We start from the raw sequence: 18,913 nt of genomic DNA on the forward strand, positions 1-18,913 counted from the left end.
CCGGTTCCTTTCTAAGCAGGTTCCGGAAAAGTGTCACACGGTTTTGCGGACAGGATGCTGCGTCAAAAAAGAATGCCTGACAAACGGAGCGCCGGCCGCTCAGCCCACGGGCGTCGAATGCGCCCATTCCCAATAGAGTTCGCGCGCCTTCTTGGCCACCGGCCCGGGCTGCAGATCGCGGTCCTCGATGCGGGTGATCGGCACGACCTTGGAATGGTTTCCGGTCGAAAAGATCTCGTCGGCTTCGAGAAAGTCGCGCACCGACAGCATCTTCTCCGTGGTCTTGAAGCCATAGTCGCCAAGCAGCGTCATGGTGCGCGAGCGGGTGATGCCGGACAGGAAGGTGCCGTTCGGCGCCGGCGTCAGCACATGGCTGTCCTTGACCAGGAAGATGTTGGAGGTGCCGGTTTCGGCGACATTGCCCAGCATGTCGAGCACCAGCGCATTGTCGAAGCCGCGCCCCTTGGCTTCGAGAATGGCGCGGCCATTGTTGGGGTAGAGGCAACCGGCCTTGGCGTTGGTCGGCATGGTTTCGATCGTCGGCCGCCGGAACGGCGACACGGTGATCGAAAAGCCGGAAGGCGGGATCATCGGCGATTCATAGAGGCAAAGGCAGAAGCGGGTCGATGCAGGGTCGGCCGGCACGCCCATATAGCCGCCATGCTCGGCCCAGTACATCGGCCGGATATAGACCGCCGTCTTGCCGTCGAACTTCTTCAGCCCGTCCCAGGTCAGGCCGACGATCTCGTCGGCGCTCATCGACGGCGCGAGGCCAAGCGCGATCGCCGAGGCGTTCACCCTGGCGGCATGCAGTTCCAGGTCCGGGGCGACGCCCTCGAACCAGCGGGCACCGTCGAAGACGCTGGTGGCAAGCCACATGGCATGGCTGCGCGGCCCAAGAATGGCGACGTTGCCCTCGTACCAGTCGCCGTCGACGAAGGTCCATGTCGTCGATTGCGCCGCAGTCGCCAGTGTCATTGTTCGGTTCCGCTTCAAAGCTGCCTGTTGCTGAGCATTGGAAGATGCTTTGACCGGTGCCGTCAACCGGCATGGAGCGGATTTTGTTGAGGCCAGTAGCCCCAGCGATGCAATCGACGCTTGCACCTTGCCCCGCCTGCCCTCAAAACTGTCGCCATGCATTACGCGGCTTACGTTTTCGACGCCTATGGCACGTTGTTCGACGTGCACGCCGCCGTGCGCCGTCACGACGGCGAGATCGGGCCGGACGGCCAGTTGCTGTCGGAAATCTGGCGCGCCAAGCAGCTGGAATATTCCTGGGTGCGCACGCTGATGGGCGGCTATGCCGATTTCTGGCAGCTCACCGAACAGGCGCTCGACTTTGCCTTGCGCAAAGTCCCTTCGGCAGACAAGGGGCTGAAGGCAAAGCTGCTCGAGGCCTATTGGCGGCTCGACTGCTATCCGGAAGTGCCGGCCGTGCTCAAAGCGCTCAAAGCGTCCGGCGCGAAACTGGCAATCCTGTCCAACGGTTCGCCCGAGATGCTTGAAGCAGCGGTCAAGTCGGCGGCGCTCGACCAGGTACTGGACGACATCTTTTCGGTCGACGCCGTCAAGCGCTTCAAGACCGATCCGTCGACCTACGACATGGTGGCGACGGGCTGGCGGCTCTATCCGGGGGCGGTCTCGTTTCAGTCCTCCAACCGGTGGGATATCGCAGGCGCCACCAAATTCGGCTTTCGCACCGTGTGGATCAACCGCTCCGACCAGCCCGAAGAGTACAGGGACTTCCCGCCGGCGCTGATCCTGCCATCGCTGGAAGGATTGCTGACAGGCGGCTAAGGGTCTGTTGCCCTCGAGCAACAGTGGCAGGATGGTCACAGCTTCGCCTTTGTTTGTCCACCCTCAGGCCAGAATCGGAACCGCCTATCGCGCCAGGCATTGGGGGAGGACGACACTGCGCCGCCTGAAGGCATTCACGCTTTCTTGCGACTTGAGACTTAAAAAAGGCAACCATGTTGAAGACCGGAATCGACCCCTATCGCCTGAGCCGTCGCGGCTTTCTGAACGCCGCAGCGCTTGGTGCCGCGTCGGTTGTGGTCTCTGCCTGCACCACCACCAGCTCAACGCCGCCGCCGGTCGAACCGCCGCCGCCAACCTATGAAGAGCCGCCGCTCGGCGATTACGCGACCATGTACGGCCCGATGACGGACAGCGGCTTCGAGCTGCCGGCTATCCCGATCAAGAAGATGGACCCGCAGTTCCTGCGCCAGATCGTTCCCGATCCGACCGGCCAGCGGCCAGGCACCATCGTCGTCGATACGACCAACCATTTCCTCTATCTGGTGCGAGAAGGTGGCCAGGCTATCCGTTACGGCGTCGGCCTCGGCCGCGCCGGCTTCGAATGGGCGGGAGACGCCGTCGTCCAGTGGAAGCAGAAATGGCCGAAATGGACGCCACCGGATGAGATGGTCGCCCGCCAGCCGGAGCTGGAGCAGTACAGCGCCAAGAATGGCGGCATGCCCGGCGGCCTGAAGAACCCGCTCGGCGCCCGCGCGCACTATCTGTTCCATGACAATGTCGACACGCTCTACCGCCTGCACGGCTCGCCGGAATGGAACTCGATCGGCAAGTCGGTTTCGTCGGGCTGCGTGCGCCTGATAAACCAGGACGTTATCGATCTCTACGACCGCGTGCCTCCGAAGACGCCGGTGATCGTGACGTCCGACATCAGCCAGCCGATGGTGGCGAGCGCGAACCGCAAGGCCATTCCGATCGACGGCGGCGTGCCGGACTCGGTCCTGCTCGGCCCGGTGAACTGATCACCAACCGGTGTTCTGGTCCGATTGAGCAAGAGGAGCGGCGGATTCCGCTGCCCGGCCAGACTGTCTGGCAGTCGATGACTTGCCGTGGCGTCAATTCCGACGCTGCTATGTTTCATCCCAAGATGCATGTATATTAGGCAGGATTAGAATTGCAGAGACATACGTTTCAGTAGATCATTAATGGCGGGGAGCGCCAACGATGAGAATTGATTTCGAAAGTCCGCCGGCGGGGAACGGCGACGTCAATTTGTTGGCCGAATGCGAGCGCCAATTGCTGCCGCTTGTGCGCGCAATTGTGGACGCGGCGGTTGCAGCCGGGTGGAGCCAGGAGGATGTTCTTCTGGCCATGGTTGAGCTGTCTTGGGATATGTATGAGAAGCGCCGAGGCGATCTGTAACAATCCTGGATGAACCCGATAATTCTGTATCGCGTCGCTGAACGGCCGCCGATCTTTGCGCTACGCGCCGTTATATTAGCCGATCATGAATAAAGCGAAGATTGCAGCGACTCTCCGTCGACCATATTTTTCCTCGTGTTTATTTTTTTCTTCACACACACATGGTTTTTTCCGAGGCATGGGCGTTACGCTGACTCTGGGGACAGCGTTGGGCTAGAGGGGATTCGCGCTGGCGTCTGGGTTCCGTGCGTTTCATCGCAGGCACGGGACTACGATGGCTGGCAAAGCGGCTGAGGCAGGCTGAATGAACAATGCGGGCAAGGAACGCGTGGAGGCGTCGATCGGGCATCTCGGCACGTCCTGGAGATAATCCCAGAAAGCGCCGGCCTGCGAAGAGCCACCATGCGAGGGAGCGGTTCGGGCGATAATTGCTGCGGGATCGTCCGTGGCTTTGGCGGTATAGGCCGGCAGGTCCAGCAACAACCGCGCGATCTATATTCGGCACGCAACGCTGGATTGCGCGGCTGGCGCGATGCATAAGCTCAAGGGTAAGATAGGATCGGAAAATCGTAACATTAGTGCAATCTAAAGAATAAAACTGTAGATTTATTGACGAAACCCTTTAAAGTTTTTATTCAGCCCGAAAATCTTCTTTTCAATATAAAGCAACGCCGCTAAGGTTCGAAGGAACGTCCAGGAATCGACGTGATTTCTGGGCGCCTCGATGCAGCACAGGTTCAATCGACCGGGACAGGGCTGAGGCACGACGGAAATGCAACACAGAGGCGACGTTCTGGAACGCACCGGGACAGGCCGGCGACGCGCGGACCAGAGCATCTTCGATGGAATTTCGGAAGATGCGGGCGCGCGCATGGTCACCTTTCGGGGCGGCGCGGCTCATGCCGTTCGCGCGCCGGGATCGCACACATTCAAGGCGGCGGAGCATTTCGGTGCGGTCATGCTGGCGCCCTCGCCCGGGATGAGGGTCTCGCTCGGCAACGACGAAGTCCACGATCATGACGGCGACACCGGCATGATCGTGGTCATCCCGGCGAACATCGAAGCCAGCGTGACGTGGTCATCCGCCATGGAGTGCATGATCGTGGCGCTCACCGCCGATAGCCTCCTTGACCTGGCGGTGCGCGAATTCGGCACCGGCCGAACTGAGCTCCAGCCGCCGCCTCTCGGGACCGTCGACCTCCAGGCACTGCAGCTGGCGCAATTGCTGAAGGTGGAATTGACGGAGCGGGAGACTCCAAACGAATTCTATGTCGATTCGCTGGTCACCATGTTCGGCGTCCACATACTCCGGAACTACGCAGGAGCAGGAAAGTTGCCACAAGGCCCAAAGGGCGGTCTGTCGAACCGCAGCGCCCGGAGGGTGCAGGAATTCCTGGACGTGAATTTTTCCAGCAAGATCACCGTGGCCGAACTGGCTGCGGTTTCCGGCCTTTCACCTAGCCACTTCATCCTGGCCTTCACCAAGACCTTCGGTGAGCCGCCGCACAAATACCTGCTACGGCTGCGTCTCGATTTCGCCGAAAAGCTCCTCGTCGAGAGCGATCTGTCGATTGCGGAAGTCGCTCACCTGAGTGGTTTTTCAGACCAGAGCCACCTGACTGTCACCATGTCGAAATATCGCGGCAGAACCCCCAAACAGGTGAAGCTGCAGGGGTGACATTTGTCGCGGGCGCCTCTCGGTTCGCCGCAGCGGTCGATCGCGAGATCCCGGCAGCCAAAAGTTGTGTTGCAGAGCGGCCACACCTGCCGCTCAGCGCTCAAAGACCGGATTTTCCTACAAAGATTCCGGACTTTTCCAAAATACATACGCCGCGAACGTACCCATGGTCGCGATGGGAAGTCATTTGGGGCGGGGGCAACCAGATGAAGCAGCATGTCGGATTGTCCCATGGACATTCAATTCGCGGAAATTGAGGTCTTCGCACCCAAGGCCGGAGCGGCCTGGGCCGCGCTACAACGCCAATACGCCAGCCGGATCAGCGGTGCGGAACTCGACCACCTCCTGGCCTGTTTCGTGCTTGGACTGACCTCTCCGGCTTGTGGCGAAGGCGATCCGGGATTTCATTTCGATCTCTGTCGCGCGCTGGTGGCGATAAACCTGTCGCCGGAGCGGACCGAAGCCGCCTTGCACACGGTTCCCGAGCCGACGCAGCCATGGGTCGCGAGCGCCTGCCAGCTGATTGAAAAACAAGGTGTGAAGATAGGTCTCTCGCTGCGAGAGACGACCGGTAATTTCAAGGATTTTTTGGCCGTCGAGGCGAATGATGCGGCACATCAGGGCGCCTCGGCAATTGCGAGGGAAAAGTAGCATGACCGGATACGTCGAGGGGCGGGCAAGGATCGAACTTTCTTCAAGCTTTGTCCGAAACTGGATCGCTGGCGCGGCCGACAGCCGCTCGGTGCGGCGCCGCCTGATGGCGGTGCTGCGCCAGGCCTGTCGTGTGCTCGGCATGGGGCGCAGAGGTCTGGGGCTTGGCGCGCTCGGCAGCGGCAGGATTGCGGCAGCGGCGCTGGGTGCGATCGCATTCGGGAGCATCGCCACCCCGGCATCGGCACAGTATGCCGCCGGTGGCGGCACCGCGACCGGCAGTGGCTCGGTCGCGGTTGGTCCCTCCGCCACCACACCCGGGCTGCGCGGTATCGCGATTGGCTCTGGAGCCACGCAGGCTAGTATCGATTCGATTGCCCAGGGCACCAGCGCCAACGCCGGCAACCAGAATGCCATCGCCATCGGCTTCCAGTCGATCGCGTCCCAGATCAACTCCATCTATCTTGGCGCGCGCACCGTGGCAGGAACAGGTGCGACGGCTCAGGGCGCCATCGGCATTGGCACGGATGTGAACGCATCTCAGGTCAACGCCATTGGGATGGGGACCCAATCCGTTGCGTCGGCACAATACTCGGTAGCTATCGGCCTGCAAGCGAAGGCCACAGGCGCTGGCGGCGCCATGGCTCTGGGCCAGGGCACGATCTCGAGCGGCGTCAATTCGGTCGCGCTCGGCGTTACCGCCAGTGCCACCGGGGCTGGCGCCAACGCCCTGGGCACCTTCTCCGTCGCTTCAGGTGGGAATTCCACTGCTGTCGGCACAAGCTCCACGGCCAGCAACAATTATGCGACAGCCGCCGGCTGGGGATCAGTCGCCAGCGGCGCCGATTCCACTGCCGTAGGACGTCAGGCCGCCGCGTCGGCGCTTGACTCGACGGCGATGGGGTACATATCCAACGCCTCGGGCCAATACAGCACCGCCATCGGCGCCAACGCCAATGCCTCAGCGACGTCCAGCACCGCGATCGGCCAGAACACGGTTGCGTCCGGCGTTCAAGCGACCGCTCTCGGCGTAGGAGCGAATGCTGGCGCCGCGAATGCGATCGCGCTGGGGCCCCTCTCCACCGCCAGCGCCACGAGCGCCATCGCCGTCGGCAACAACGCCAAGGCGGATTCGGCCGAAGCGGTCGCCATGGGCACGAATGCGGTGGCAACCGGCGGCAAGTCGGTGTCGATCGGCTCGGGTAACACGGCTTACGGCGACGGCGCGGTCTCGATCGGCGACCCCAGCTATGCCAGCGGCACCGGCGCCTTCACTGGCGGCGCCAACAACATCGCCAACAGCGACGGCACGGCAACCGCCACAGCCGCCAACCAGGCCGCCGGTGCTGTCGCCATCGGCAACAACAACAAGGCGATCGGGCAAGGCTCGGTGGCGCTGGGCAACGGCTCGACCGCCGGTGCTGCCGGCCTTGCCGGCAATGTCGCGCTGGGCAATGGCGCGACGGCGGCGGCAAGCTCCGGCGACGTGGCGTTGGGCTCGGGCTCGGTGACCGCGACGGCGGTCGGCACCAGCGGCACGACGATCGGCGGTACGGCCTACAGCTTCGCCGGCACGACGCCGACGAGCACCGTCAGCGTCGGCGCGCTCGGCGCGGAGCGGACCATCACCAATGTCGCGGCGGGCCGGCTCAGCAACTCATCGACCGACGCCATCAACGGCTCGCAGCTGTTTGCGACCAACCAGCAGGTGACGCAGAACACGACTGCAATCGCCGCCAACACCGCCGACATCACCACTCTCGGCAACACGATCAACAACATCAGCACCGGGGGCGGCATCAAGTATTTCCACGCCAATTCGACGCTTGCCGACTCCCAGGCTCTGGGGACGGATTCCGTCGCGGTCGGTCCGAATGCGGTGGCCAACAATGCCGGCGACGTGGCGATCGGCCTGAATTCCGTTTCCGGCACCACGACGGCGGTCGGCGGCACGACGATCGGCGGCGTGAACTACACCTTCGCCGGAACCACGCCGGCGGGTGCGTTCTCGGTCGGCTCGGTCGGCGCGGAGCGCCAGATCCAGAACGTCGCGGCCGGACGGCTGAGCAACTCATCGACCGATGCGGTCAACGGCTCACAGCTGTTTGCGACCAACCAGCAGGTGACGCAGAACACCACCGATATCGCCGCCAACACCGCTGATATCACCACTCTCGGCAACACAATCAACAGCATCAGCACCGGTGGCGGCATCAAGTATTTCCACGCCAACTCGACGCTGGCGGATTCCCAGGCGCTGGGCACGGATTCCGTTGCGGTCGGCCCGAACGCGGTGGCCAACAATGCCGGCGACGTGGCGATCGGTCTGAATTCCGTTTCCGGCACCACGACCGCGGTCGGCGGCACGACGATCGGCGGCGTCAACTATGCCTTCGCCGGAACCACGCCAGCCGGCGCGTTCTCGGTCGGCTCGGTGGGCGCCGAACGCCAGATCCAGAACGTCGCAGCCGGCCAGTTGACCGGCTCGTCGACCGATGCGGTCAACGGCTCGCAGTTGTTCGCGACCAACCAGCAGGTGACACAGAACACCACCGATATTGCCGCCAACACCGCCGATATCGCGGCCAACACCACTGACATCACCAATCTCGGCAATTCGATCAGCAACATTACCGGCGACACCTCGACCGCCTACACAGACGCCAATGGCGACGGCATCCGCTATGTGCGCACCAACGACAGGACGCTTGCCGTCGCGGACTCCTTCGCGCAAGGGATCGGCTCGTCTGCCCTGGGCTACCAGGCGACCGCGAGCGCCGACAATGCGCTGGCACTCGGCCGCGACACCCAGGCCAGCGTAATCGGCGGCGTGGCGCTCGGCGCCGGTTCCGTTTCGGATCGTGCTGTGGCGCCGGCATCTGGATCGATCCTCGCCGGCACCGGCCTGGTTCCCTACAACACCACCGACGCGACCTTGCTCGGCGCAGTCTCGGTCGGCACCTCCACCTCCTATCGCCAGATCATCAACGTGGCCGACGGCACCCAGGACCAGGACGCGGTCACGCTTCGCCAACTGAAGGGTGCGCTGAGCTCGTTCGCGGTGACGGGAAGCCTGTACTTCCATGCCAATTCGACGGCTCCTGACTCGCTTGCGGTCGGCGTCGATTCGGTTGCGGTCGGTCCGCGCACGACCGTCAATGGCGACAACGGCATCGGCATCGGCAACGGCGCCATCGTGCAGCAGACGGCGCCGGGAGGCATCGCGATCGGCCAGAACTCGACCGTCAACCAGGCCGACAGCATCGCGCTCGGCACCAACTCGACCACCAACGGGGCCCAGGCAGTGGCGCTCGGCGCCGGCGCGACGGCCAACGAGCCGGGCAGCGTCGCGCTCGGCGCCGGCTCGACGACGGCGGCGGCGGTCGCCACCACCGGCACAACGATCAACGGCGTCAACTACACGTTTGCCGGAACAACTCCGACGAGCACGGTGAGCGTCGGCACCGTCGGCAACGAGCGCACGGTCACCAATGTCGCTGCGGGCCGGATCAGCGGCACCTCCACCGACGCCATCAACGGCAGCCAGCTCTACGCGACCAACCAGGCTGTCGAAGCCATGCAGGGGAGCGTCGGCGATCTCAACGAGTTCGCAGTCCAGTACGACAAGAACGGGGACGGCAGCAAATCCAACTCGATTACCCTTGCCGGCGGCGACCCGAACACGCCGGTGGTCATCCACAATGTCGGACCGGGCGTTGCCAACACCGATGCGGTCAATGTGCAGCAGTTCAACACCGGGCTGTCGACCACGCTGGCGGATTCGAAGACCTACACCAACCAGGTGGCGGCCACGACGCTGCAGCAGGCCAATGCGTATGCGGACTCCAAACTCAGCCAGCTCAACATGGACATGGGCGAGGTTCGCGGCGAAGCGCGCCAGGCCGCCGCGATCGGCCTGGCGGCCGCCTCGCTGCGCTATGACGACCGTCCCGGCAAGCTGAGCGTGGCGGCCGGCGGCGGTTATTGGCGCGGTGAAGGCGCCGTCGCCTTCGGTGCGGGCTACACCAGCGAGGAGGGACGGGTTCGGGCCAACCTGTCCGGCACGACGGCTGGCGGGCACTGGGGTGTTGGCGCGGGTGTCAGCCTTACCCTGAACTGAACCCGGTCATGATCAGGCAAGCGGTCTTTGCTGGCGCACTATCCATGACTTTCATGCTCCTGTCCGGCTCGTTTGCGGCCGGGCAGGGAGCGATCCCTTCCGGCTACAGGGTAAAACCTTCCGACGTCGCGGTGCCCGCCGATGCGAAGCTTGGCGAGTATCAACGGACCACGCGTCCGTTCGAGAACTGGACGCTGATCTGCGACGAGAACCTGAAGGCCCGCCAACGGGTCTGCAACGTCACCCAGATCATCGAAGACCAGGCAGGACAGGTCGCTTTCAGCTGGTCGCTGGCCGCCACCAAGGCAGGCAATCCCTACATGATCCTGCGCACCCCGCCGGTTGCCAGGAGCGACGCTCCTGTCCTGCTGAGCTTCGAAGGGCGCAAGGAGCCTATAAAAATTCAACTCGAGGGATGCAATCAGGCCGTTTGCATCGGCATGCTGCCGGTCGGACCGATCATGCGCGAACAGATTTCGAAGGACGCGGCGTCCACCATCTCCTATCCGACGACGGACGGCAGGACGATCAACGTGACCGCGACCCTCAAGGGCCTTTCCAAGGCGGTTGAGGCGATAAAATGACCGAGGCGTCCCAAATGAACCAGCAATCGATCCATGACCGGATCATGTCCCGCAACCAGAACGTCGATGCCGTTCGGGTCGACGCAAGCAATGTGAACAGACCGAAACGGAACTGGACCAAAACGGCGATGCTTGCGCTGTTTGGAATTGCCGTCATCGGCGCTGCCGGCTTCGCCGCCATGCGATACGACCTGGTCCACACTGTCCTGCCGCTGCCGGCGGTTGCGGAGACCAGCCCGCCCAGCCAACCCGATCCGGCGCTGGCCGACACGCCATTTCTGCAACACGCCAAACAGGCAGGCTTGCAGTCTTGTTCCAACATTTTCCCGGCCCTTGGGCAGATGCTGACGACCGGCACGACGTACAGCGTCCAGTCGATCTGGAACAACGAGGCCCCCGACAAACACGTGGTGGAAGCCCTGGTCGGCATGAACTACGCCACGCAGGGCTACAGCGGCCCGGCCGCGGGCCTGGTGTTCGCAGCACCCACCGCATCTGTTTGCGAAGGCACGATGGTCCGGGTGGCACCGTTCGCGGCCAGTTGCGCCGACGTTCCGGCCCTGCTTCCGAAGGGCAGCAAGCTTGCCAATAATCTTGGACAAATCAGCGTCTATGAACTGGCCAATCGAGGAGGCAACGCGATGCTCTTGCCCACCGGCAACAGCTGCGTCGTCATTTCCGTGGCCTCGGCAGCAGGAAAACAAGGAGGCGTACAATGAGGGTGAATTCCGCCATTGCGGCGATCGGCATGCTGTTGCTTTGCGCCGGGCGGCTCGGTGCGGCGGACCTCGCCCCGGCGGCGGACGTGCCTGAGCCGCCGGCCCAGGAGGAAAAAGGCATCTGGGCGGCGATCGCTTATTCGATCCCCGACGGCAAGCACGGCTTCTTCTGGGGCGCCGACAAGCGGCAAGAGGCGATGGACATCGCCGTCAAGCATTGTCAGAACGCCGGCGGCGACGGCTGTACCGTGGTCAGCGTGTTTCGCAATCATCGTCACTGGGACGACGACGATAACACCGGCTTTCCCTACAATCATTGCGGGGCCCTCGCCGTCGGCGAGAAGGCGGAGGGACAGCTGACCAGTTGGGGATCGGAGACGGCGCAGACGCGCCGCGAGGCCGAAGACCTGACGCTGCAGGCCTGCGAGCGGACGGGACAGAAATGCAAGATCCGCGAATGGGTGTGTACGTAAGGCTCCTGCTGCGGCTCAGGACCCCCTTCACCCAGCCGCTCGCCGCCTCGCCTGGACGGTGAAGCCAGTTGGCTAAGCACCAGCCTGCTGTCGGTATTCGGTTGTGCGGACTGTTCGCGTCAACGCGAAGCGGTGGAACTCCAATCAAGCCGCATGTCTGCACTCAACGTGGCGCCGTGCTCAAGCGGCGTCAGCCCTTCGCCGTGATGCGCATCGACGGTATGCGACACCGGCTCGAAGCAGAAGAAATCGGCATCGTGCGACGGCGAGTAGAGGATGAAGACGTCGAGCGCCGGTGAGGCCGTGAGCGAGATGGCGATCCTGTCCTCGGGCCGGGTTATCCTGGCGCGGCGGTCCCAGCCGTCGAAGGCATTGTTCACCCAGCTTCGCGGCAGCAGGGAGGCGCTCGAGAAATTCCACGCGGGGTAGTCGGCCACGGGCGCCACGCCGACCGGCAAATGACGCTTGTCCTCCAGCCAGACCCGCGCCGCCTTCGCCTCAAGCGTCGTTGCGGCGCTGCGCGGGAACCATGGATGAAAGCCGAGGCCGTAAGGCAGTCGAATGCCGGCACGATTCTCCACGGTGAGCGTGGCATCGAGGGCCCCGTCATGCAACGCATAGACGACCCGTGCCGCGTATCGGTAGGGGCCGATCCCGCCGGCGTCGAGGACCAGTTCCGCTTCGGTGGCGCTGTGGCCGGCAATCCGCCACTCCCTCTGGAAGCCGTCGCCATGGATCGGAAAGGCCTCTCCCGGCACATTCGGCTCGACCGCGTGGAAGCGGCCGTCGAACGCGAAGCCGCCGCCAGAAATACGGTTCGACCAGGGAACCAGAAGCTGGCAGCCGGAGGCGCCGGTGCCATCGCCGGGCTTAAGCAGCGGCACCGCTACATCGCCGATCAGTGCGTCGAAGCGCGCGATCGCCGCCCCCTTCTGCGGCGCCAGGACGAGACGGGCGCGGTCGTCGCGCAGTTCCAGAAGGCCAGCCATCCCTCACCAGCCGCCGTCGATGGCGATGTTCTGGCCGCTGATCATGTCCGAGGCGGGCGATGCCAGGAACAGCACGAGATCGGCGACGTGGTGCGGTTCGATGCGCATCTTGAGACCCTGGTTCTCCAGGATCCAGGCGTTGTATTGCGCCAGCCGGTCGCCGAACACACGCGCCTCGGCCTCCGAAACCACCGCGCCAGGGGATACGGCGTTGACCCTGACGCCGTGCGGCCCAAGCTCCCGCGCCAGCGACTTGGTCAGGCCGAGCATTGCGCCCTTCGACGCGACATACGGGACGTAGCCGTCCCAGCGGCCATTGAGCGTGATGGAGCAGAAATTGACGATCTTGCCATAAGCCTTCGCCTTCATGCCGGCGCGCAGGCTCGCGCCAACGCGAAGGCGGCTGAGGAATTGACGCGGATCTGATCCTCATACTCGGTCAGCGAGAATTCTTCGAACGGCCGGTTGATGATCAGGGCAGCGTTGTTGATCAGGACGTCGATCCCACCTTCCCTCGCCGCCAGCGCGGCCACCGCGGCTTCCGCCTCGGCAAGCCGGTTGAGGTCGCAACCGACGAAGGTGACATCGCCGTCTGCCTGCGCAGCCAGTTCCGAGGCGACCCCCGGCCCGTCCTCGCTATCGGGGCGATCGAGCACCAGAACACGCGCGCCGGCCCTAGCCAGCGTCACCGCCTGGGCCCGGCCAAGCGAGCCAAGGCCGCCGGTCAGGAGCACGACACGATCGGCAAGGACCTTCATTGCCGGCACCTCTTAGAGAACGCTGTGGACTTCATCGATCGAGGTCTCCCCGACCCGCTTGTCCAGCACGATTTCGCCGCGCGCCATCGCCACCACGCGGTCGCAGCATTCGAAAACGTGGTGCATGTTGTGGCTGATGAAGACGCCGGTGATGCCTTGCTCTTTCAGGCCGCGCACGAAGCCGATCACCTTCCTCGTCTCCTTGACGGAGAGATGGTTGGTCGGCTCGTCGAGGATCATCACCTTCGACTTGAAATGCATGGCCCGGGCGATGGCGACGCCCTGCCGCTGGCCGCCGGAAAGCTCGCCAACAAGGGCATCCGGCGAGCGCAGGTGCAGGTCGACATTGGCAATCGCGCGGATGCTTTCGCTGGCCATCTTCTTCTGGTCGAGCAAGCCGACGCCGAAGACCGAAAACCGGGTCGGCTCGCGGCCGATGAACAGGTTCCTGGCGATCGACATGGTCGGCACCATGGAATTGTACTGGTAGATCGTCTCGATGCCGAGATCCATCGCGTCGCGCGGCTTGGCTATGCGGACTGTCTGGCCCTCAACCTTGATCTCGCCCTGGTCCGCCGTGTGGACGCCGGAGAGGATGTTGATGAGGGTTGATTTGCCGGCGCCATTGTCGCCGACCAGTCCAAGCGCCTCGCCGCGGGTGAAGTCGAGCGTCACCCCCTTCAGCGCGTGGACGCCGGAATACCATTTGTGAAGCTTATGCACGGAGATGATCGCGTCGGCCATCGCTTAGTCCTCCATCTTGATGGCCTTGGCGCGCTTGCGCATCCAGGCATTGGCGACGACGGCGAATATGGTCAGGAAGCCGATGGCGAACTTGAACCAGTTGGCGTCGACATGGCTGAGCACGAGACCATTGTCGATGACGCGGATCAGCGTCGTGCCGATGATGCCGCCCATGACGGTGCCGATACCGCCGGCGAGCGAAGCGCCGCCGATGACGGCGGAGGCCACCGCCTGCAGTTCCATGCCCTCGCCGATCGACGGCAAGGGCGAGCCCAGCCGCAGCACCTGCAGCATGCCGGCGAAGCCGGAGAGCATCGAACAGAGCATGAAGCAGATGATCTTGACCCTGGCGGTCGGGATGCCCATGGCGGCGGCGGCCGGCGGGAAGCCGCCGGTGGCCTTGATCCAATTGCCGAAATTGGTGCGCGAAAGCATCAGCGACGTCAGCACCGCAATGCCGGCAAACCACAGGAAGGACATACGGAACATGTTGCCGGGGCCAACGAAGGAGGTGAACAGCCAGTTCGGCAGGTCGGCCGGGAGCAGCGGCGGGAAGCCGCCCGAGACGACGACGGTGAGCGAGCGCGCCATGAACAGCATGCCGAGCGTGGTGATGAAGCTCGGTATGGCGAAGCGAAGGGTGATGTAGCCATTGATGAAGCCGATGCCCGCTGAGACAAGCAGTCCAATAAGCAGCGCCAGCGGGAACGGGGCGCCATGCACCATCAGCACCGCCATCGTCATCGGCATCAGCGCGAACACCGAGCCGACGGAGAGGTCGAACTCACCGCTGATCATCAGGATGGTGACGCCGATGGCAACAAGGCCGGCCTCCGGCAGGATGCCGAGAATGCCGCGCAGATTGTCCTGGTTGAGGAACACGCCATGCGAGCGGATCTGGAACACGACGATCAGCAGCAAGAGCAGGATCAGACCGGCCAGCTCCGGCTTTTCGAGATAGGTCTTGAACAGACGCTTCACGTCAGGCTCCAGGAATTCGAAGTTCGGTTGATGCATCGGCGGCGCGCGGCGCCGCCGATGCAAAGCCATTCATTGGCGCTGCGCTGTCAGCGCATCCCTTGGGCGGAGAGCGCCATGATCGCGTCGGCCTGGTTCGGCCGCACGATGCCCTGGCCGGTGTCGATGTCGGAAGGCGCCAGGCCGATCTTCTTGTTGAGATAGGCCTCCATCACCGGCATGAAGCCTTGCATGTAGGGCTGCTGGTCGACCAGCGCCTGCACGTAGCCCTTCTGCATTTGCTGCAGCACTTCGGGCACCAGGTCGAAGCCACCGAGCAGGACCTTGCCAGGCGCTACGCCGCGATCGGCCAGCACGCGGGCGACGCCGGCGCACCAGAACCCGGTGTCGAAATAGGCAGTGGTGTCGGGATGGGCGTTAAGGTAGGCGCCGACACGGTCGGAGGTGATGGCAAGGTCGGTGCCGCTGTCGATGCGCTCCCACGACACGTCGCGGTCGGCATGCGCGGCCTTGTATTCCTCCAGGAACTGCATCACGCCGGCGCCGCGGCTTTCGGACCAGTTCTGGCCGGGTGCCGAGATGCCGACCAGCACCTTGATCGGCCCGTCCTTCGGGAAGCTCTCGGAAATGGCCTTGGCGAGCGAATAGCCCGCCGGCTTGAAGCCCTGTCCGACGAAGGCCTGGCGCGCATTGCCCTTTGCGCCTTCGGTGTCGTCGACATTGACGGCAATCACCAGCACGCCGGCGTCGCGCGCCTCCTTGATGACGTCATCGAAGGCGTGGTCGTCGACAATCGAGGTCAGCAGCGCGTCGGGCTTGGCGGCAAGGGCAGCGCGCATGTTGGCGATCTGCTGCTCGACCGAGCCCTCGGTCTGGGTGAAGACCATGTTGCAGCTGGCCTCGACCTTGGCGCAGCCGTCGTCAAAACCCTTCTTCACCGCTTGCCAGAAGGTGTTCGAGGCCGACGAATGGTGCGTGAAGACGATGTTCAGCCCGTCGGCGCGCGCAGCGGTCTGGACGCCGAATAGAGCGACGCCAAGCAGAAGTGTTGCAGTCAGTTTTCTCATTTCAATTCCTCCCTTTGGATTTTCTAGATGTCGGTCTTGTCGGAGACGCGGCGCTGCACGGTGTAGGCCTTGCCAAGGTCGGGGTTGAGCGCCAGCCCCAGGCCCGGTCCGGGCGGCACGGTGATCATGCCGTTCTTCACTTCAGGCAGCGCCGTCACCAGGTCCCGGTACCAGGTGCGGTAGAAGGCGCGTACGCTTTCCTGGACCAGCGCGTTGGGCGCATTGAGCGACAGGTGCGTCGAGGCGGCGAGCACGACCGGACCGGTGCAATCATGCGGCGCAACCGGCAGCCGCCAGGCCTCCGCCATCGAGGCGATCTTGCGCGCCTCCGACAGGCCGCCGCACCAGGAGATGTCGAGCATGACGATGCCGGCAGCCCCGGTTTCGAGCAGGTCCCGAAACGCCCAGCGGCTTCCCAGTGTCTCGGAGGCCGAGATCGGCGCGGGGCTGACCGCCTCGTAGCGTTTCAGGTCGCCGAGGCTGTCCATGCGGATCGGGTCCTCGTGCCAGTAGGTGGCATAAGGTTTCAGCGCGCCGGCGATCTTCATGGCCGGCAAAAGCTGCCACATCGAATGGAACTCGACCATGATATCGATCTTGTCGCCGACGGCGTGGCGGATCTTCTCGAATGGCTGCAGCGCGGATTTGAGATCCGCCGCCGAGATGTCGTTGCCACGCGTCTTTTCGGCGGCGTGATCGAACGGCCAGATCTTCATGGCGGTGATGCCGTCCTCGAGCAGTTCTTCGGCCAGTTCGCCGGCGCGGTTGAGGAAGCCGTTCAGATCGTCATAGTCGCGCCCCGCGCCGATGCCGTAATTGGCCGTCGTCTGGCCCTTGGCGTCCTTGATGTATTCGGTGCCGGCGCAAGTGTTGTAGGTGCGGATGGAGCGCCGGCTGAAGCCGCCCAGAAGCTGCGCGATCGGCTGACCGGTGACCTTGCCGAAAATGTCCCACAGCGCGATGTCGAAGGCCGAATTGCCGCGCACCTCGGCGCCGCTGGAGCGGAAGCCGAGATAGCCGACCAGGTCGGCGGACAAAAGGTCGATCTCGAGCGGGTCGCGGCCGATCACCCGTGGCGCGACGTATTCGTGCAGATACGCCTCGACCGTGCGCGACAGGAAGAAGGTCTCGCCGAGCCCGGTGATGCCCTCGTCGGTATGGACCTCGACCCAGAGGAGGTTGGGCCGCTCCTCGATGCGAATGGTCTCGATCGCGGTGATCTTCATGTCAGGCGATTCCCGCGTCGAGCAGCGCCTTGACGCTCTTGTCGAAATGTTGCGCCATGTGCTCGACGGCGAGCCGCGGATCGCCCTTGAGGATCGCTTCGGCTATGTCCTCGTGCCCCTTGATCATCTTGAGCTGGTCTTCGCTCGAAGAGCGCGTGCGCCAGCCGATCACCCAGGTGCGGCGCGTGACCCCGCTGAAGGCGGTGACGATCAGCGAGAAGACGGGATTGTGCGAGGCCGCCGCGATCGCCTCGTGAAAGGCGATGTCGTGCTCCATGACGATCTCGGGGTTCTGGAAATTCTCACGCATCAGCCTGGCGGATTGCGCAATCGCAGCAGCTTCCGCCTCGGTGCGGCGGAGCGCCGCGAGCGCTACCGTGCGCATCTCGATCGTGCGCCTGACGTCATAGACCTGATGGACGCTGATCTGCTGCGTGGTGATGCCGTGCTCGATCACCATCGACATGGCGCCGGTGTCGAGTTTGGCGACGGTGGCGCGGCGCCCGGCGCTCATGTCGATCAGGCGCATTGCTGAAAGCGACCGGAACGCCTCGCGCACGACGGTTCGCGAGACATTGAGCTGGCGCGTCATGGCCGCTTCGCTTGGCAGCGGATCGCCGGCTGCAAGGCCCTCCGAACGGATGTGCTGGGTGATCGCCTGGATCGCCGTGCTCACAAGGCCGGGATTCGGCTCAGCCGCTGTCTCCGTCGGATCCTGCATGTCGCTCCCTCAAAACCTGTATGACAGGTTGCTATCTAATTGTTGTTAATTTATCCAAGAGATATATGTCAAGAGTGTTTCTAGCCTGGGGAACCGCATGAACGAGACGAACGCTGGCCTGCTCTTCGATGCGCGTGACGTCGTCGGGGAGAGCCTGATCTGGGACGATCGCTGCGACCGGCTGGTCTGGATTGACATTATCGGCCGCAGGATCCACCGGCTGGATCCGCTGACCTTGGTTCACGAATCCTGGGAGACGCCCGATCTGGTCACTTCGATCGGCCTGCGCGCCGATGGCGGCGCCATTGTCGGCCTCAGGAACGAGATTGCCTTGTGGGACTTCGGCGGGCCGTTCCGAACGATCGCGACGATTGAGCCGGACCGGCCCGACATACGGCTGAACGAAGGCGTCGGTGCTCCCGATGGGTCGTTCTGGGTCGGCACGATGGCCAACAACATCGGAGCGGACGACGCACCCGTCGCCATCACGCAGGACGCCGGGCAGCTGTTTCGGGTCGCACTCGACGGCGGCGTGACGCGCCTGTCCGACGACCGTTTTGGCATCACCAACACCATGGTGTGGACGCAGGACGGTCGCTTCGTGACCGCAGACACGATGAAAAACGCAATCTACAGCTACGCCTCGGACGGCGGCTCTTCACGGCTTGCCGACCGGCGGCATTTTTTCGGCAGCTTTGAGCGTGGCCTGCCCGACGGCTCCTGCATGGATGCCGAAGGTTACATCTGGAATTGTCGGGTCGTGGGCGGCAGCTGTCTTGCCCGCATCGCGCCGGACGGCCGGCTGGACCGGATCGTCGAACTTCCTTGCTCCTGGCCGACGAGCTGCGCCTTTGGCGGCGCCGATCTCGATACGCTGTTCGTCACTTCGGCGCGCTTCACGATGACCGCCGAGCACCTTGACGCGCACCCAAATGAGGGCGCCCTTTTTGCGCTCCGGCCGGGGGAACGAGGCCAATCGAGCAACCGCTTCGGTTAGGTTCTCCGCGATGCAGCCGGGGAGAGACCGC

17 protein-coding genes and 1 pseudogene are annotated in these 18,913 nt (G+C 63.8%); 10 read left to right on the plus strand and 8 right to left on the minus strand.

Going from position 1 to position 18,913, the window contains the following annotated elements:
- Window positions 1-99 precede the first annotated feature (99 nt).
- Window positions 100-978, minus strand: a complete 879-nt coding sequence (locus AC1DZ8_RS27350) for a branched-chain amino acid aminotransferase (RefSeq protein ID WP_477302488.1) — start codon at window positions 976-978, stop codon at window positions 100-102.
- Between the two features lie 156 nt (window positions 979-1,134).
- Between AC1DZ8_RS27350 and AC1DZ8_RS27355 the strand changes: the two genes are divergently transcribed.
- The 9 genes from AC1DZ8_RS27355 (at window position 1,135) to AC1DZ8_RS27395 (ending at window position 11,402) form a co-directional block, all read left to right on the plus strand.
- Window positions 1,135-1,797, plus strand: coding sequence for a haloacid dehalogenase type II (locus tag AC1DZ8_RS27355; RefSeq protein WP_477302489.1), 663 nt, complete (start codon window positions 1,135-1,137; stop codon window positions 1,795-1,797).
- A 173-nt stretch (window positions 1,798-1,970) separates the two neighbouring features.
- Window positions 1,971-2,777, plus strand: coding sequence for a L,D-transpeptidase (locus AC1DZ8_RS27360; protein ID WP_477302491.1), 807 nt, complete (start codon window positions 1,971-1,973; stop codon window positions 2,775-2,777).
- Between the two features lie 202 nt (window positions 2,778-2,979).
- Window positions 2,980-3,177, plus strand: coding sequence for a hypothetical protein (locus AC1DZ8_RS27365; RefSeq protein WP_477302493.1), 198 nt, complete (start codon window positions 2,980-2,982; stop codon window positions 3,175-3,177).
- A gap of 772 nt (window positions 3,178-3,949) precedes the next feature.
- Window positions 3,950-4,855: a helix-turn-helix transcriptional regulator gene (locus AC1DZ8_RS27370; protein WP_477302495.1), complete on the plus strand. Its 906-nt coding sequence runs from the start codon at window positions 3,950-3,952 to the stop codon at window positions 4,853-4,855.
- A gap of 231 nt (window positions 4,856-5,086) precedes the next feature.
- The gene (locus tag AC1DZ8_RS27375) at window positions 5,087-5,506 is read left to right on the plus strand and encodes a hypothetical protein (protein WP_477302497.1); all 420 of its coding nucleotides are present in this window, start codon (window positions 5,087-5,089) and stop codon (window positions 5,504-5,506) included.
- Between the two features lies 1 nt (window position 5,507).
- Window positions 5,508-9,626: a YadA-like family protein gene (locus AC1DZ8_RS27380; RefSeq protein ID WP_477302499.1), complete on the plus strand. Its 4,119-nt coding sequence runs from the start codon at window positions 5,508-5,510 to the stop codon at window positions 9,624-9,626.
- 44 nt (window positions 9,627-9,670) lie between these two features.
- Window positions 9,671-10,210, plus strand: coding sequence for an invasion associated locus B family protein (locus AC1DZ8_RS27385; RefSeq protein WP_477302501.1), 540 nt, complete (start codon window positions 9,671-9,673; stop codon window positions 10,208-10,210).
- A 14-nt stretch (window positions 10,211-10,224) separates the two neighbouring features.
- Window positions 10,225-10,929, plus strand: a complete 705-nt coding sequence (locus tag AC1DZ8_RS27390; protein WP_477302936.1) for a hypothetical protein — start codon at window positions 10,225-10,227, stop codon at window positions 10,927-10,929.
- Window positions 10,926-11,402: a DUF4189 domain-containing protein gene (locus AC1DZ8_RS27395; protein WP_477302503.1), complete on the plus strand. Its 477-nt coding sequence runs from the start codon at window positions 10,926-10,928 to the stop codon at window positions 11,400-11,402. Before AC1DZ8_RS27390 ends, AC1DZ8_RS27395 begins: the two co-directional genes overlap by 4 nt.
- A gap of 119 nt (window positions 11,403-11,521) precedes the next feature.
- On the opposite strand, the gene AC1DZ8_RS27400 is transcribed toward AC1DZ8_RS27395, so the two are convergent.
- From AC1DZ8_RS27400 to AC1DZ8_RS27430, 7 genes and pseudogenes are all read right to left on the minus strand, one after another.
- Window positions 11,522-12,391 (minus strand): aldose 1-epimerase, encoded by an 870-nt coding sequence (locus AC1DZ8_RS27400; protein ID WP_477302505.1) that lies wholly within the window; start codon window positions 12,389-12,391, stop codon window positions 11,522-11,524.
- A 3-nt stretch (window positions 12,392-12,394) separates the two neighbouring features.
- Window positions 12,395-13,149: pseudogene (locus tag AC1DZ8_RS27405) on the minus strand (SDR family oxidoreductase).
- Window positions 13,150-13,161: 12 nt separating this feature from the next.
- A complete protein-coding gene (locus AC1DZ8_RS27410) occupies window positions 13,162-13,893 on the minus strand; it encodes an ATP-binding cassette domain-containing protein (protein WP_477302507.1) in 732 nt (243 codons plus the stop codon).
- Between the two features lie 3 nt (window positions 13,894-13,896).
- Window positions 13,897-14,874 carry an ABC transporter permease gene (locus tag AC1DZ8_RS27415; RefSeq protein WP_477302509.1) on the minus strand — a complete coding sequence of 326 codons (978 nt, stop codon included), beginning with the start codon at window positions 14,872-14,874 and terminating at the stop codon, window positions 13,897-13,899.
- A gap of 86 nt (window positions 14,875-14,960) precedes the next feature.
- Window positions 14,961-15,938: a substrate-binding domain-containing protein gene (locus AC1DZ8_RS27420; RefSeq protein WP_477302511.1), complete on the minus strand. Its 978-nt coding sequence runs from the start codon at window positions 15,936-15,938 to the stop codon at window positions 14,961-14,963.
- Window positions 15,939-15,961: 23 nt separating this feature from the next.
- On the minus strand, window positions 15,962-17,164 hold the full coding sequence (locus AC1DZ8_RS27425) for a mandelate racemase/muconate lactonizing enzyme family protein (protein WP_477302512.1): 1,203 nt from the start codon (window positions 17,162-17,164) through the stop codon (window positions 15,962-15,964).
- A 1-nt stretch (window position 17,165) separates the two neighbouring features.
- Window positions 17,166-17,885, minus strand: coding sequence for a FadR/GntR family transcriptional regulator (locus AC1DZ8_RS27430; RefSeq protein ID WP_181062131.1), 720 nt, complete (start codon window positions 17,883-17,885; stop codon window positions 17,166-17,168).
- 97 nt (window positions 17,886-17,982) lie between these two features.
- On the opposite strand from AC1DZ8_RS27430, the gene AC1DZ8_RS27435 reads away from it, so the two are divergent.
- Window positions 17,983-18,882, plus strand: a complete 900-nt coding sequence (locus AC1DZ8_RS27435) for an SMP-30/gluconolactonase/LRE family protein (protein WP_477302514.1) — start codon at window positions 17,983-17,985, stop codon at window positions 18,880-18,882.
- The last annotated feature ends 31 nt before the right edge of the window (window positions 18,883-18,913 follow it).

Source organism: Mesorhizobium sp. P2_F7 (genome assembly GCF_056403695.1).